Annotated in this window: 16 protein-coding genes; 1 reads left to right on the top strand and 15 read right to left on the bottom strand. The window is 48.2% G+C overall.

Features of this window, described 5'->3' with window-relative positions:
* Nucleotides 1–295 precede the first annotated feature (295 nt).
* From mtnA to AC56AD_RS10380, 14 genes are all read right to left on the bottom strand, one after another.
* Complete coding sequence (mtnA, locus tag AC56AD_RS10445; RefSeq protein ID WP_012508759.1) at nt 296–1360, bottom strand: S-methyl-5-thioribose-1-phosphate isomerase; 1065 nt, start codon at nt 1358–1360, stop codon at nt 296–298.
* A gap of 16 nt (nt 1361–1376) precedes the next feature.
* Nucleotides 1377–2198: a purine-nucleoside phosphorylase gene (locus AC56AD_RS10440; RefSeq protein ID WP_012508758.1), complete on the bottom strand. Its 822-nt coding sequence runs from the start codon at nt 2196–2198 to the stop codon at nt 1377–1379.
* A gap of 67 nt (nt 2199–2265) precedes the next feature.
* On the bottom strand, nt 2266–2955 hold the full coding sequence (locus AC56AD_RS10435) for a YggS family pyridoxal phosphate-dependent enzyme (protein ID WP_012508757.1): 690 nt from the start codon (nt 2953–2955) through the stop codon (nt 2266–2268).
* A gap of 14 nt (nt 2956–2969) precedes the next feature.
* Nucleotides 2970–3461, bottom strand: coding sequence for a peptidylprolyl isomerase (locus AC56AD_RS10430; protein ID WP_012508756.1), 492 nt, complete (start codon nt 3459–3461; stop codon nt 2970–2972).
* Between the two features lie 33 nt (nt 3462–3494).
* Nucleotides 3495–4187: a tetratricopeptide repeat protein gene (locus AC56AD_RS10425; RefSeq protein WP_012508755.1), complete on the bottom strand. Its 693-nt coding sequence runs from the start codon at nt 4185–4187 to the stop codon at nt 3495–3497.
* A 117-nt stretch (nt 4188–4304) separates the two neighbouring features.
* The gene (locus AC56AD_RS10420) at nt 4305–5078 is read right to left on the bottom strand and encodes a TatD family hydrolase (protein WP_012508754.1); all 774 of its coding nucleotides are present in this window, start codon (nt 5076–5078) and stop codon (nt 4305–4307) included.
* The gene (lspA, locus tag AC56AD_RS10415) at nt 5068–5577 is read right to left on the bottom strand and encodes a signal peptidase II (RefSeq protein ID WP_012508753.1); all 510 of its coding nucleotides are present in this window, start codon (nt 5575–5577) and stop codon (nt 5068–5070) included. The genes AC56AD_RS10420 and lspA overlap by 11 nt, the downstream gene beginning before the upstream one ends.
* A gap of 27 nt (nt 5578–5604) precedes the next feature.
* Nucleotides 5605–6456 carry a shikimate dehydrogenase gene (locus tag AC56AD_RS10410; RefSeq protein WP_012508752.1) on the bottom strand — a complete coding sequence of 284 codons (852 nt, stop codon included), beginning with the start codon at nt 6454–6456 and terminating at the stop codon, nt 5605–5607.
* Nucleotides 6453–7850: a tetratricopeptide repeat protein gene (locus AC56AD_RS10405; RefSeq protein WP_012508751.1), complete on the bottom strand. Its 1398-nt coding sequence runs from the start codon at nt 7848–7850 to the stop codon at nt 6453–6455. Before AC56AD_RS10405 ends, AC56AD_RS10410 begins: the two co-directional genes overlap by 4 nt.
* Before the next feature lie 115 nt (nt 7851–7965).
* Nucleotides 7966–9849 carry an excinuclease ABC subunit UvrC gene (uvrC, locus tag AC56AD_RS10400; RefSeq protein ID WP_012508749.1) on the bottom strand — a complete coding sequence of 628 codons (1884 nt, stop codon included), beginning with the start codon at nt 9847–9849 and terminating at the stop codon, nt 7966–7968.
* Nucleotides 9850–9951: 102 nt separating this feature from the next.
* Complete coding sequence (locus tag AC56AD_RS10395) at nt 9952–10176, bottom strand: DUF6814 family protein (RefSeq protein ID WP_012508748.1); 225 nt, start codon at nt 10174–10176, stop codon at nt 9952–9954.
* Nucleotides 10177–10202: 26 nt separating this feature from the next.
* Complete coding sequence (locus AC56AD_RS10390; RefSeq protein ID WP_012508747.1) at nt 10203–11783, bottom strand: MFS transporter; 1581 nt, start codon at nt 11781–11783, stop codon at nt 10203–10205.
* 80 nt (nt 11784–11863) lie between these two features.
* Nucleotides 11864–12301, bottom strand: a complete 438-nt coding sequence (locus AC56AD_RS10385) for a universal stress protein (protein WP_012508746.1) — start codon at nt 12299–12301, stop codon at nt 11864–11866.
* 328 nt (nt 12302–12629) lie between these two features.
* A complete protein-coding gene (locus AC56AD_RS10380) occupies nt 12630–13733 on the bottom strand; it encodes a porin (RefSeq protein WP_012508745.1) in 1104 nt (367 codons plus the stop codon).
* 262 nt (nt 13734–13995) lie between these two features.
* Here AC56AD_RS10380 and AC56AD_RS10375 point away from each other — a divergent pair, with 262 nt between their 5' ends.
* Nucleotides 13996–14502: an NUDIX domain-containing protein gene (locus tag AC56AD_RS10375; RefSeq protein ID WP_012508743.1), complete on the top strand. Its 507-nt coding sequence runs from the start codon at nt 13996–13998 to the stop codon at nt 14500–14502.
* A gap of 97 nt (nt 14503–14599) precedes the next feature.
* Here AC56AD_RS10375 and AC56AD_RS10370 read toward each other — a convergent pair whose 3' ends face one another.
* On the bottom strand, nt 14600–15478 hold the full coding sequence (locus tag AC56AD_RS10370; RefSeq protein WP_049759959.1) for a DUF1207 domain-containing protein: 879 nt from the start codon (nt 15476–15478) through the stop codon (nt 14600–14602).
* Nucleotides 15479–15520 lie beyond the last annotated feature (42 nt).

The raw sequence follows: 15520 nt of genomic DNA, 5'->3' as shown, positions 1-15520 counted from the left end.
AACGTCGGACGGATCAATATAAAAAAAGTTAAATCGTCTGCCGACATACTGCCATAATATAGTTAAAAAGATAGAGTTTTGACCTGAATAAAATCTTGCGGAAAGTATCAAATACAAATTCACCAAGGTATGTCGCTGATAAAAAAATCAAAAAGATTGCATCCTGGCGGATGAGCCTGACCGGAGTTCATTACCAGGTTATCAGGCAGATAAAAAAACGCTCACCGAATCAGCAAGGTTTTCGGTGAGCGTCTCTCTTTTTAGCAATGTGTTGCTCCTGCGAAACCACTGCAGGTTACTCTTCCATAAGTGCAGCGAGTCCGGTAATGTAGTTACCGACCACAGCTTCCTTGTCGGTAATGATGCCTCTCAGATATTTTCCTGGTGTGACATCAAAAGCATAGTTGAGAACCGGTGTTGTCGGTGAAGCTACCTGTGTGCCGAAAATGGTTCTCAGCTCATCGGCGTTGCGCTCTTCAATCGGGATATGCGTGCCGTCAGGAATGGTGATATCAATGGTTGATACCGGCGCGGCGATGTAGAACGGCAGATTGTGGTGGTATGCGCTGATGGCATGGGCGCAGGTGCCAATCTTGTTTGCCGTGTCACCGTTGGCAGCAATCCGGTCCGCTCCGACAATACCAAAATCAATCATTCCTCTCTGCATCAGAAATGCTGATGAGGAGTCGGAAATAGAGACGAAGGGTATGCCATCATGTTCAAGTTCCCAGGCAGTCAGACGAAGCCCCTGCAAGAGCGGGCGGCTTTCGGAGGTGATGACCCGCTCGATGAGCCCCTCCTGCCAGGCAAGCCTGATGACCCCAAGCGCTGAGCCGGTGCCGCAGCAGGCAAGGGTGCCGGTATTGCAATGGGTCAGAACATTGAGCTTACGTGTTTTCAGGATGTGGGCAAGGTCAATCTTGATCTGATCAACACCGTGGCGCGACATGGCATCGCAGTTTGCGATCTCATCATCATGGATTTTGCGGGCAGCAGTGTTCATTTTTGCAAAGAGCGCCTCGATTGTGTCAGTTTCATAGTTTTCAGCATAGACCTTCTTGAGTCGTGCCGCTGCAAAAAAGAGGTTGACCGCTGTCGGGCGTGAAGCTTCAACTTCAGCCACAAGCGATTTGAAAAAAGAAGGAAACTCCTCTTTTGTGCCCTGGAAGCTGTTTATGCCGAGAATAATGGTGTAGGCTGCAGCAACGCCAATCAGGGGAGCGCCGCGTACTGCAAGGGTTTTGATCGCCTCTATGGCTTCCTCGTAATTTCTGGTGGAAACATACTCCTCCCTCAGCGGCAGATAGCGCTGGTCGAGGTAGCGAAGGGTGCTGTCGTTGAAAGAAATGGCGTCTATCATACTGGTATGGTGATAATTAAAGGTTTGCGACAATAGCCTTGAAGATAGAGGTCATTTTGGGTTCGGCATGGTTGGAGACCTCAATGATCTCTTCGATGCTGACCGCCTTGAGGTTGTCCGGGAAGCATTCATCGGTGATGATGGACATGCCGAAGACCTCTGTGCCCTGATGTACGGCAGCGATCACTTCTGGCACGGTTGACATGCCGACAACATCGGCGCCAAGGGTACGTAACATGCGGTATTCGGCACGGGTTTCAAGACAAGGGCCTGAGAGGGCTACATAAACTCCGCGCTGAACCTTGATTCTCTGATTTAATGCGACCTCTTCAGCAAGTTCCAGTATCCGGGGAGAGTAGGGTGCGCAGAGGTCAGGAAAGCGAGAGCCGATTTCAGGGTCGTTTGGCCCGATGAGCGGATTGGTGCCGAGCAGGTTGATGTGGTCATCGATCAGCATGATCTCCCCTTTTCTGTAGGCAGGGTTCAGGCCGCCACAGGCGTTGGTGATGCCGAGGGTTTTGACGCCGAGGTACTTCATGACCCTGATTGGAAAGACAATCTGGTGCATGGAGTAGCCTTCGTAAAAATGGAAGCGCCCCTGCATGGCGACAACATTTTTTCCCGAAAGGGTTCCGAAAATCAGTTTGCCGTGGTGGGTTTCAACCGTGGAGACAGGGAAGTTCGGGATGTCGCTGTAGTCGAGGGAAAAGTCAATATCAATCTCCTTGACCAGAGCGCCGAGGCCTGTTCCAAGAACGATACCAACCGGATAATCAGCACCTGTCTTTGTTCTGATAAAGGCGACTGCTTCCTGGATTTTTGCCTGCTGTGAGATCATGATAGGGTTGTTTACAGGTTAATTGACAAGTGTTACAAAGCGAGTATGAACCGAAATGCAAACCATATCAGCGCCAGCCGAAGATTGCCGTTCCGACACGGATCATGGTTGCTCCCTCATGAATGGCTTCCCTGAAATCGCCGCTCATGCCCATGGAGAGTTCGGTAAGTTTTGATGGATCCGGAGAAATGGGTTTCAGCGCGTCCAGAAGGGTGCGCAGCAGGCGAAACTCCTGTTGTGCAAGAACCCTGTCTGGTGACGCGATGGTCATCAGGCCGCGAAGGGTGATGTTCGGGAGCGTGAAGAGCGATTCAGCCAGTGAAAGCAGCTCTTCTGGCGACATGCCATATTTGGATGCTTCGCCGGAGGTATTGACTTCAAGAAGATAATCGACCTGCAGGTTGTTCCGGAGGGCTCGTTTTGAGAGCTCTTCGGCTGTTGAGAGCTTGTCGATGCCATGAATAAGGCTCACCTTGCCGATAATCGAGCGTATCTTGTTTGACTGCAGGTGTCCGATAAAGTGCCATTCGATTCCGAGCTGTGCAAGCAGGGGATCTTCACACTTTTCCAGAAACTCCTGGACATAGCTTTCTCCGAAAACAATATGACCGGCATCAAAGGCCTCTTTTATCAGTGATGCCGGGTGGGTTTTTGAAACAGCGATCAGACGTACTCCAGCCGGATCGCGGCCTGCCTCGATGCAGGCCGCATGAATCTGCTCCCGTATTGTTTCTATGTTAGCCGCAATGCTATCCATGTGATTTTATCTTCTCAGGACTTTGCCAGTGGAACGATAGTGTCGATAGTGACCGGTACAAGAGGATTGTCGTTGGGATCGGTTTTGACAACAGCAATTTTTTCTACCACATCCATACCAGCCTCAACCACACCGAAGACGGTATATTGTCCGTCAAGAAATCCATTGTCAGAATGATTGATATAAAACTGGCTGCCGGATGATGCTTTCTGGGGATTGTTGTCCCTTGCTGCAGCAAGTGTTCCTTTCTTGTTGGGATGTTTGATTTCAGCAGGGATACGGGTAGAAGGGCCTCCGGTGCCGTGCATGGAGCGTTTATCCTCATGGCGTGATAACGGATCTCCGGTCTGGATCATGAACCCTTCGATAACCCGGTGAAAGCGGATACCGTCGTAATAGTTCTCTGTGGCGAGTTTGATAAAGTTATCGCGATGCAGAGGGGTGTCGTCGTAAAGACTGATGGTAATGTCACCAAGGCTTGTCTTGATAAGAAACTGTTCAGGCATGTACAATGTATTTTAGGGAACTATTGTTCGTTATTAAAGATTTGAGGGAAGCTGCCAGAGCGACCGTTGAGCTACGGCTGCTGCGGTTGTTCCTGGATAGTCTGCTATGATTTTTGTATACAGCTCTGATGCTTTTTTAAGCTGGTTTATCTGCTGGAAACTGTTGGCTGCATGTGCGAGGTATTGCGCTTTAAGCGGTTTGCTTTCAGCCTTGGATGATGCATCCTGATAGCTCTCTGCGGCCAATGCTAACTGATTTTTATTGACGTAGCAGTCCCCGGCGCCAGCAAGGGCAGCGGCAGCAAGATCATCATTATTGATGGATACGCTCTTAAAGACCTCAAGAGCTGCGTCAAAATTTCCCATGGAGTAGAGCGCATTAGCGAGCAGCAGATTGGCCATATTTCCACTTGGAGTCCCCATATATTTTCCGGCATAGTCATCAGCAATTTTCTTCAATCCGGCAGTTTTATCGGTACCGTTGATGGCAGCCTTGAACTCTCCACGGTCAAGAAGTGGAGCTATTCTTGAGAGTTGCAGTGCAGCATCCAGTTCATTGCTTTGCTGGTAGCGCACCCAGAAGAAGGCTCCGGCTCCGAGAGCTGCGAGGAGTACCAGTGTACTGATAATTGCAACTTTATATTTGATGGCAATGTAAAGAAGATTGTCTTCTGTAGATGGTTTGACGCCCTGCTGGACGGGAGTGCTGGATTGTATGTCGTTCATAGCTCGTTGTTATGGTTGCTGCATCGGTTACGGTTGGCCCTCAACCTAAGCAAGTTTGCATGATTTTCAAAATAAGTGCAGAACTGCAACAGGTAAACCCGCCACCCCAATGCATTTCTATAACGCTGGCAATCTAAACAATTCAACGCTATTCTTCGCAATGCCTTCTGCGGCCTCTTCCAGCGGGATCTCCCTGATACGGGCGATGGCTTCCGTGACCAGACGAACGTAAGCCGGTTCATTTCGTTTTCCCCTGTAAGGTACCGGAGAGAGATACGGAGCATCAGTCTCTGTGAGCAGATCATCAAGCGAAACACTCCTGATAACCTCAGGCAGGAGGGAGCGTTTGTAGGTGACCGTTCCGGGAATAGAGAGCTTGAATCCTTTTCGGATACACTCGTCAGCAATTGCCTTGTCTCCTGAAAAGCAGTGCATCACGCCGCGCATGGCTGAGTGACTCTCTTCGGAGAGGATGTCGAGCATATCATCCCATGCGTCCCGGCAATGGATAACGACCGGCATATCGAGGGTGCGGGCAACTCTCAGCATCTCGCGGAATGCATCCTGCTGTGCCGTGCGGTTAAAATCGGGATAGTGATAGTCAAGCCCTATCTCACCAATGGCAACAACTTTTGGCGACCGGGCAAGAGTGAGCAGTTCCCCGAAAATGCTTTCATCGACTGGAAGCGCGGCCTCATGAGGATGAAGACCGACGTTGGCATAGATAAAGTCAACATTGTGAGCCAGGTCAATGGATTTTTTGCTTGTTGGTACATCAACGCCAGGATCGATGAGCAGTCCGATACCCTCTTCTTTCAGGCGTTTGATGACCTCATCCCGATCCTCGTCAAACTCCGGAAAGGAGAGGTGACAGTGAATATCAACGAACATCGGTTGTTCCTGTCGGGCTCTCTGCGGGAAAGAGCTTGTTATGAAAGATCATCAACATGCAGGCTCCGATGGTGATGGCTGAATCTGCGATATTAAAAATAGGCCACAATGAAACCCATCTACCGAAAATATGCCCTTGATAAAGATCAAAATAGATAAAGTCAACAACTTTGCCGTACATAACCCGGTCAATCATATTGCCAATACCACCACCAGTAATGAGGGCAAAGGGGAGAAGAAAGAGAGTCGTCCGGTTTTTTGACCAGATGACATATGCGAGTACCATGATCGTAATCACTCCAGTCAGAAGGAGGAGGACGGTTGGTGGGGCAAATTCAAGGCCAAAGGCGACTCCTCTGTTTTCCGCATAGGTGAGCGAGAAGAGGTCTGCAATAATGGTGATACTTTGGACTCCATCGCGGAGAAAGGTTAGGGCAAGTTTTTTTGTGAACTGGTCAAGGGTGATGACCAGCAGGACAATGGAGAAAAAGAGTTTCATGAGTCGGATGCCCGGGGAACAGGGTTATTATTGTTGAATTTCTTGCAGAAGGCTCTCTTTTACCGCTTTAACGGGCATCTGCATACCAGTCCAGAGCGTAAACGAGTGTTCAGCCTGGCCGATCAGCATCTCAATACCTGATATGGTTGCAGCGCCAGCCTTCTGTGCAGCCAGAAGAAGTGGCGTATCGAGAGGGTTGTAAACCATGTCATAGACAATTTGGCCAGGGTGGAGCAACTCCCGGTCAAGAGGGAGAGGTGAGTCGTTATTGCCTCTGGTGCCGATTGGAGTGGCGTTGACGATAACGCGGCACTCCCTGATTATTTCCGGATTATCAGAACAAAGAATCCTGACAGGAGCACTTTTGTCATGGCCACTCTCCTCAAGCAGCAAAGAGGCTTTTTCGGGGTTACGGACAAAGAGCAGAATCTCTTTTGGAGAAAAAAAACGGATGAATGCCTCTATGGCAGCCAGCGCTGCTCCGCCTGCGCCGAAAATAGAGAGTGTTTTGCCTCGGATACTCTCCCGGTATGGCAGAAGGGGTGCGGCAAATCCGGCAATATCCGTGTTGTGCCCGGTGAGTTTTCCTCCCTCATTGACAATGGTATTGACCGCCTGTATGGAAGCTGCCTCTGCGGAGAGCGCGTCAAGAAAGGGGACAACGCTCTTCTTGTATGGTATGGTGACATTGAATCCTGCAATCCCGAGTGCTTTTGCCCCGCGAAGGGCATCAGGGATCATGGAGGGATCCGCAATGTTAAAAACCGTATAATGGTATGAAAGCCCAAGCAGCCGACATGCCGTATTATGGATAAGCGGAGAGTAGGAATAATCAACGGCACGGCCGATAAGACCGAGAATTTTTGTTGATTTCGTCATGCAATCCCGAGCATCCGTCTGACAGAATCCTGCTGGTACAGTTCCGGAAAAGTGCTCTGAAAAAGCTCTTTTTTCTCGGGGTCAATTTTGAATGCCTTGCTTAGTGCCTTCAGGGTACTGAGTTTGTCGCCCATGGCAAAATAGGCAGCGGCAATTTCAAAGTGAGCATCAGCCGAAAGTGGCTGTAGCTTCAATGATTGCTGCAGTGCATCGATTGATGCATTGATCTGGCCACCTTCCCTGAGAACGATGGCAAAATCAACCCAAATCTGGGGACTTTCCGGATCAAGCGCTATGACCTGCCGGTAAGTTGCCATGGAATTTTCAAGATCGTTGAGATTGTACTCGATCTCCGCTTTCAGCAGCAGAAACTCAATGCTGTCGGGTATTGATTTCAGCGCTTCCAGAGTTGCTGTAAATGCCTCTTCGTACTCTTCAAGCGCTTCATGGCAGCAGGCAAGTGCAAACCATGCTTCACCAAAATCACTGCTGATCTCGATACAGCGCCGATAACAGATGATGCCTTCGGTATACTCCTCCAGCTCTTCATAGGCTATGCCGAGATTATAGAGCGCATTAATGTCATCGGGCTCATATTCCAGCGTTTTCAGATAGCTTTCAGCAGCCTCCTCAATACGTCCGGTGATGGCAAGAACGTTTGCACGGTTATACCAAGCCGAACTGAAATCATCGGAGATGGCGATGGCCATATCGTAACAGTCAAGCGCCTCGTCATAGCTTTTCATTTTGCTCAGTACCAGGCCATTATTGTACCAGGCATTGATATTGTATGGATCATAATCGTGTGTTTTGCGGTAACATGAGGTGCTCTCCTCAAGTTTGCCAAGAACATCTTTGCAGTAGGCAAGTTCATACCATGCATCAGCAAACTCGTCATCAAGTTGCAATGCATATTCAAAGTCCGATTCGGCCTCCACAAACCGTTCAAGACGCTGCAGGATAATTCCGCGATAGTAATGGAACTCCTTTTCAATGGAGGAGTCAACAAGAATATCTTCGAGTTCTCTGAGCGCTTCATCATGATTACCGGTGTTGAACCAGGCAAGAGCGAGATTCAGCCGCATTTCGCTGTCCATGGGACTGAAGACGGCCGCCCGCTGAAACGCTTCAAGTGCATCATCAAAAAAACCGTTCAGCGTCAGGCAATTACCCAGATGGAACCAGGTTTCCGTATTAAAAGGCGCTATCTCTTCAAGACGACGGGCTACAGCAAGTGCTTCAAGCTGAAACCCCTCTTCATTATATTGACTGATTCGGTCAAGAAGATCCTCCGAATCAAACATGGAATCAAGACCATCAAGGTCGGGCTGTTCTCTTCCTGATGCTCCCGCAGGGTTATGGCGATTATCGTCAAAAAAATCAGGCACATTCATAAGCAATCGTAAAGAGGTTGTCCATTCTCAGGGCAGAGTACACATAAGCCAAATATAACAGAATTTTCTTAACAAAAACATTCTGACGGTTTGGCATGGTAGAGAAGGAGAACATTTATGGTCGGTAAAAACGGTAGATAGCCGTTGCTGTTTTTGCTCCTGCTGCTGCCGTCAGCTCCTCCAGAGTTGCCTGCGCAACAGCGTCAACCGAGCCAAACCGTTCAAGCAGTTTGAATGCTGTTTTCTCTCCAATTCCCGCAATGGTGGTGAGTTCTGTCTGCAACATTCTTTCCGATCGCAGTTTGCGGTGATAGGTAATGGCAAAACGGTGAGCCTCATCGCGCATTTGCTGGAGCAGTTTGAGTGCGGGAGAGGTTTTTGGCAGGTTGAATGGGTCTCGGGCCTGCGGGGTAAAAATCTCTTCAATGCGCTTGGCCAGACCGATAATCGGGATAGAGAGTCCGAGGGCATTCAGGGTTTGAAAAGCGATATTGACCTGCCCTTTTCCGCCATCGACGACGATAAGGTCAGGCCAGGGGAGTTTCGACGAAAGCGATCCGCTGTAACGTCTCCTGATCACCTCTTCCATTGCCGCGTAGTCATCTGATCCTTCAAAACTGTTTATTTTAAACTTGCGGTAATCCGCTTTTTTGGGTTTGCCCTTCTCAAAACAGATCATTGAACTGACATAATCGGTACCCTGAAGATGAGAATTGTCAAAACATTCGATTCGCTGGGGGAGTTTTGGCAGATGCAGCAGCTCCTTAAGAGCAGTAAGGCCGTAGTGCTCTCGGGCAGCCTCGCCCCGTTTCTGTTTCTGGATCAGATATTCCTCAAGATGATGCCGTGCATTCTGACGACACATCTCAACCAGGTGAGCTTTTTCGCCGATTTGCGGCACCAAAAAGCGAATATTTTTTTTCTCCTGCGCCTCCTCTCTCTCTTTTTCCGAAAAGAGTGCTCTCAAGGTCTCCTCTTCATCGGCGCCAAGGGATTCCTGAAGAAGAATTTCATCAGGCAGAAGCTCAAGGGTCTCGAGATAATATTTTTCCATAACTCTTGCCTGCAGCCCGGAGTCGGTTTCCCCTGTGACATTGTTCATGTAGATGCGTTGCGAGCCAAGCAGTTTCCCTTCCCGGATTTTGAAGACGACGCCGCAACCATCCTCTTCACCGGTAGCGACAGCAAAAACATCCCTGTCGAGCCCATCTCCCGCAACTACCTTCTGGCGCTCGGCATACCGTTTCAGGCTCTCAAGCTGCATTTTTATCTCTGCTGCTCGCTCGAATTTCAGCTCGCGGGCAAAGAGTTGCATGGCGCTGGTGAGCGAGCGTATCATGGTGGAGGTCTTTCCTTTCAGCAGACGGGTAATTTCAGCAATCATCAGGAGGTACTCCTCCTCTGACTGCCGCCCTTCACATGGTCCCTTGCATTTATGGATGTGGTAATCGAGGCAGACTTTGTATTTTTTGGTAGCAATATTTTCCTCACTCAGACGGAATTTGCAGCTTCGTACCGGAAAAATTGAGCCGATAAGATCAAGAATGGAGTGGAGCTGACGGGACTCTGTATAGGGTCCAAACCAGGTGGAGCCATCCTTTCTTCGTTGGCGACTGATGAGGATCCGAGGGAAAGGTTCATTGGTGATCACCAGGTAGGGGTAGGTTTTGTCGTCCTTCAGGTTCACATTGTAGCGCGGTTTCAGCTCCTTGATCATATTGTTCTCAAGAATCAGCGCCTCGACTTCAGAAGAGGTGATAATGACCTCGAAATCAGCAATATGAGTGACCAGTACCAGCGTTTTGCCGTAAAGTTGCTGTTGATTTCTGAAATAGGAGCGAACCCTGTTGCGGAGATTTTTTGCCTTGCCAACATAGATTACCCGGCCACTCGAATTCCTGAACTGGTAGACGCCTGGTGATGGAGGCAGTGTGCCGAGCTTTTCAACAAGAGCTTTTTTTCTATCGGTACGGGCCGGGAGTTCATCCTCGATATCCATTGGTCAACAGGGGTTTGTTTCTTGTTTTTCCAAAAAAAGGAAAAGCCGCACGAAAGATGCGGCTTTTCCTTGAGAAAAAAGAACAGGTATGGCCTCTACTGCTCACTCAATCACATCGTACTCACCTTTAAGCGCAAACACTCCAAAGGTAATCAGGCTGAAAGAGATAATTGGCATAAGCACGACAATCACGATCGACCAGAAAATCCAGTTCTCTTCACTGGGCTTGGCTGCGATCTCTTTCATCGCCTGCATGATCACCAGCGGGATGATTCCTATCCCCATGACAGACCAGAGAATTCCAAAAAGTTTTTTTATTGCTGACATAATGGATGAAATTAAAAGGTTCTTGTTTATTCAACGTCCATGTTGTTGGTTTTGTTGGAGATGTAGAGCATTCCAATCACGAAGCTGACACTGGCAATCAAGATAGGGTACCAGAGACCAGCAAGAGGATCGGCAGGCGGAAGGCCTGGCGCCGGACGGGTTGCTTCAACAAGACGGGTTGAAATAAGCGGAACCAGACCGCCAAAAACACCGTTGCCGATATGGTACGGCAAAGACATTGAGGTGTAGCGGATACGGGTTGGGAAAATTTCAACGAGGAATGCAGCAATCGGGCCGTATACCATGGTGACGAAGATCACCTGGATGAAGACAAAGGCAATCATTTTGTAGAACAGGTTCTGAGGAAGAATGACAGCCTTTTTTATCTCTGGCTTCAGTTTGCCTGCCGCAGCAAGTTCAGCTTTTTTGGCTGCGTCCAGCGGGATGGTCTCTTTTTTCGTCTCCTTGTAGGAAGTTCCATCAGTAAAGGTTTTTTTCGTCACGATTGTGGTAATCGTATCAGTACCTTTTACCTCAACTTTTGGTTCAGAGACAGTTGTTTGTTCTACGATCTCGGTTTTCTGCTTAAGGTCTGCATCATTATACATCATGGTATAGATAGGTCTGTATGCGACCACAGCGATAAACATACCGGCCATCATGATGTACTTGCGCCCGATTTTATCAGAGAGGGCACCAAAGATGATAAAGAAAGGAGTTCCGATAACGAGGGCAATCAAAATGATCATGTTGCTCTGCTCAAATTCAATGTTGCACGCATTCTGCAAGAAGGAGAGCGCATAGAACTGACCAGTATACCATACAACACCCTGACCAGCGGTTGCACCAAGAAGAGCAATCAGCACCATTTTCAGGTTATCCTTTTGCTTGAAGCTTTCGGCAAGAGGGTTTGTTGATGTTTTACCCTCTTTTTTCATTTTTACAAACATTGGAGACTCTGACATCTTCAAACGGATGAAGATTGAAACTCCAACAAGGAATGCTGAAACAATGAACGGTATGCGCCATCCCCAGTCCTCAAAGACAGGAACGCTGAGAGTCTGGCGTACAATAAGAATAACGCCGAGCGCAAGAAAGAGTCCCAGAGTTGCCGTTGTCTGGATAAAGCTTGTCCAGAATCCACGCTTACCTGCAGGAGAGTGTTCAGCGACATAGGTTGCTGCACCGCCATACTCACCTCCAAGAGCAAGACCCTGCAACAGTCGTAAAATAAAGACAATCGCCGGAGCAAAAAATCCGATGGTTTTATAGCCGGGAACAAGACCGATAGCAAACGTTGAACCACCCATGATCACCAGAGTGACAAGGAAGGTGTACTTCCGTCCGATAAGATCGCCCAGGCGTCCAAAGAAGAGTGCGCCGAACGGCCTGATAACAAAACCGGCGGCAAAGGTTGCCAGTGTGGCAAGCAGGGCCGCCGTCGGGTTGTCTTTCGGGAAAAACTGCTCGGAAATGATTTTTGCAAGAGTACCGAAAATATAAAAGTCATACCATTCGATGAGCGTCCCGACCGAGGAAGCAGCGATAACCCGCCGGGTGCTGGACACCTCTTCGGTTTGGGAAACGTTTGTGACATTTCGTGCCATAAAAGTTTTCTTTGATTGTTTGAAAAAAAATGTAATTCCTTAACTCATTCGTGCCACCGTTTCAGGCATAAAACGGCATCCTACTTGATAAACTCATGCTCGTTCTCCTTGACAACAAGTACCGGGCAAGGAGCACGCCGAATCACATGCTCAGCAACGCTGCCGAGGATCATCCGTTTCAGGCCGCGGCGACCGTGTGAACCCATGATAATGATATCCGCTTCCTGCCGTTTTGCATAGTCGAGAATACACTCTTCGGCAAATCCTTCATAGATCACGTAATCGGCGACAATACCAGCCATATTCTCTTCGTCGATCAGCGATGTCAGCTTCGATTCAGCCTCAGCGCGTTCTGTTTCCAGTCCGTGAGAGTAGGTGATTGTGGGGTCGTTCTCAATAACGCCGACAAGAAAGACTTTTCCGCTTGAGAGTCTTGCAAATTCGTTGGCGTATTGCAGCGCTTTGCGCGACAAACCAGAGAAATCAACCGGGCAGATGATTTTTTTAATGGTAATCATAGTACCGCTGTTGTGTTTAAGTTGTTATAATAAAATATTTTAATAGAAAAATAAAAAAGAACAGCAAAAAAGCGATTTACCTGAAAGACAAGAGAAACCGGACGTTGATTTGGCGGTTTCTGTATGTCGAAATAAAATGAAAACGAAAGGGAAAAAGGTTGCTCGTGCTGTACATGATGACCTTCCCTAATATCGTTAAATTTCCTTAAGTAACAATTGTTAGTAACAGGAAATAATATCAGTAAAGAGTGGAAACTGAATATAAACGGTCAGTCAGGTAAAAAAAAGCCGCAGTTGCCTGCGGCTTTTCAGATAACAAACGTGCAAGTTAGAAGGTCACTGTTGCATAGAGTTCACCACGAAGCTGGTTGTTGTCAGTCTCTGTTAAGCCGTTATCCTTACCTGAAGCACGGTAGCGGATAGTCGGTGTCAGGCTGAAAGAGCCCATCGCTGATTCGTGTACCTTGAAGTTGTACTGTGCCCAGACGAAGAGGTTGTCGTAGTCAACATCAGTAACTGGTGAGTTGTCGTTGGTGTGGTTGTAGTCAACCCAGGCCATAACTGGTCCAGACTCACCTTTGAGTCTGAGAAGGTAGCCGTTGTAGTCAACTTTGGCATTTGTGTTCGGGTTTGTGTCATCGCAGACCGTGTAGAAGCCACTCATGCCTATTTTTGATTTGCCTGCAGGAATGGTCACATTTGCACCAAAGGTGTTCGGTGATACATTCTGATAAGCTCCGCCATCGACATCGGTCAAGGCAATGAGAGCCTGTGGTTCCAGAGTAACATCTCCAATGGAAGTCTTGTATGCAAGATGCAATGCATAACCATCATTGAAGATGCCATCGCCTTCTGCTGCAGTGTCACCTAAAGTGATGTCATTATCAAGCACAACGAGTGTGGCATTCAGGTCACCATTTCCTACTTTCGTGCCATAGTTAAGACCAAAAACGCGATCAAAACTATAAGTAGCTACCGGGATATCCACAGCATAGATGTTACCAGCAGGGATTGGTACAAGGGTCAGGTCAAAAATTGGGTTGTTGACACTGTTCAGCGGAAGACGGCCAATCTGGTAGTGGCTGCATTCCATCACACGTCCGAAGTAGAAGTTGGATACTTCAAGAGCATAATGTTCATCATTATTACCAGGATTACCGGCTACGGTTACCCAACTGCCAGGATTCGACTCGTTCTGAATCATTGTTTTAAAGAAGTAGCCGCTACCGAGGTCAGCAGATGCTTTCAGGCGGATTCTGTACTGGAGCTTGAGTTCATCAGTGTTCGATGTCTTGACATTGTTTGTTTCTGTATCGGTGAACTCGCTTCTCAGACGTACAGCAGCGTCGCCACCAATTTTCAGTTCGGCTGATGCCGGTGATGCATAAGACAGTACTGCAAACATTGCAGCAAGTGATAGCATTTTTTTCATGTGTTTTCTCCGTTAGGTTGTGTGTGTTTGTGTGTTGTTGTGTGTGTGCGAGAAAGAAAAAAAAAGCTAAATACCCTTGTGAACTGAAGCTGAAGGGTATAAAAAAGAACGGTACCTGCCATTTCATGGTTAAATGTAATAAAAATACTATGAAACAAACAGTGGTGATTTTTTGTTTCTTGCATTGATTCATTTAACGGCATTGACGACTCTCTTCTCCTTTAAAAATACGTACTATTTTCATCTCTACCGGAATTGTTTCATGTCACAAGTCAGACTCCGCGTCAGCGCGTTGTGTATCAGGGAGGATCAGGTACTCCTTGTCGAACATAAAAGTTTTGCTCCTCAGGATCCAAACCTTCCTGAAAGTTACTGGATTCTTCCTGGAGGGGCGGTCGAACGGGGTGAAACCCTTGACGAGGCGGTGAAACGTGAAATGATGGAAGAGACCGCTCTTGAGTGTACGGTCGGTAGTCTGCTTTTCATCAAGGAGCTGCTCTATCCCTATCCTGGTGCGTTCGATCAGGGTGCTCTTCATCACTCGGTCTCTCTTGGCTTTTATTGTACGGTTACCGGAGGTGAGATGATAACCGGTAAAGATCCGGAATATCCCGATGATGAACAGATGATTCTCAAGGTGAGCTGGATTCCGCTCGCCGATCTTGAGCATTATAATCTTTATCCCCCATTCCTTGTCAACTACATTCTTGCGCACCACCCTGAAGGATTACAGGATGCCGTGCCCGAGTTTTTAAACTCCCTGCAGTAAGGCGAAAGCTTATTTATCCCGGCATGGCATCTGCTGACGTTTTCACTCATGCCGGGAACTCTTTTTATTCTTTGCGGCTACGCTCTTTGTTCTTTCCTCAGAGATCGACAATGACTCCTATGGTGCTGAAGCTTTCGGGGCGATAGAAGTACATGCCCTGGCGGCTCATGCCTGAAAAATAGTTACAGGCTACCCTGACATTCTTCAGCCCTATGTCATCAAGACGCCTGCCTGCCTGCACGTTCCATGTTCCCCGGTGTCCTTTCGTCTCCTCAAGCGATGGTTGCCAGATTGGAAGCAGTTTGAAGTCTGCGGCAAGATAGGTATTTCCAGGAGTGGAAAGTTCAACACCAGCCTGGAAAGAGTGTGGATTGATACCGTCAGGAAGAGTGTGGTAGAGGTACTGGTATCCGGCATAGATACGATGATTTGGTGAACTGAGCGCTACAACGAGATTGACAAACTCCCGGCTGTAGGTAAAGGGAATGGTGCCCAGCCAGTCGCTCTGCTGAATCCATTGGTGCGTATCTGCATCATAGTGGCCATCTTCAAAATGGGCCGAAATGTGGCTGATTCTCACTTTTCCGCTGAATTCATCAAAAGGAAGCGCATCATTACTGATCGGTTTTTTCCAGCTTGCGTTGACACCAAAGAGATAATCGATAGCATCAACCGGAAACTTGAAATTGTCGCCCCGTTGCAGGAGAGAGTAGGTGGCAAAATCAACACCAGCGGCAAATTTCTTGTTTTTGCTCTGGTAAAGGTCAGCCGAGGCGCCGATATCGAGCTGCAGATAACGGTCGCCAAGCCAGGGCATAACGGCAATTTTCGGTTCCGAAGGGTCAGCAAGGAGCGGCTTGAAGAGGGTTTTGGTGGTCGGGTTCAGGATCGGTTCGGCAGCCCCTTTTTTCACCGGTATCAGGAGTACCGCAGTGATGATGAAGAGTGCTCTGCAGAGGTAACGTGTACTTTTCATGGCGAAGAGTTGATGTGTTAGCGGGCGGAAAATCATGGTACA

Source organism: Pelodictyon clathratiforme, from assembly GCF_982375515.1.
The sequence above is the reverse complement of the archived record's forward strand: the minus strand, read 5'-3'. Positions and strand labels throughout refer to the sequence as shown.